At 68.1% G+C, this 257-nt stretch carries 1 protein-coding gene; it reads right to left on the bottom strand.

What is annotated here, in order from left to right; genetic code table 11:
* Positions 1 to 211, bottom strand: a 211-nt coding sequence (locus tag AC0IYH_RS32510) for a hypothetical protein (RefSeq protein ID WP_471838471.1), incomplete at its 3' end; no start/stop codon positions are given.
* Between the last annotated feature and the right edge of the window lie 46 nt (positions 212 to 257).

Genomic DNA, 257 nt, shown 5'->3' with positions numbered 1-257 from the left:
AGGGCTGATACTTCAGCGCGGTCGCGTCGAGGATCGTGCCGACCGGCAGCGAGCGGGTGGCGACCAGCACCTCCGGTCCGTCGATCACGACGGCGGGCGCGGCCATCGCGACCGGCGCGGCGCTGCCCTGCATCAGCGATCGGGCGAGGAATGCGGTCAGACCGGCGACGAACAGCGCGCCGACCAGCAGGATGAGTTTACGCCTGTCCATGTTGCGTATCCCGCGCCTTTCGCGACTTAATCCGGTTCTTCAGGCG

It is taken from the genome of Pseudomonas sp. AC463, from assembly GCF_979253585.1.
The sequence above is the reverse complement of the archived record's forward strand: the minus strand, read 5'-3'. Positions and strand labels throughout refer to the sequence as shown.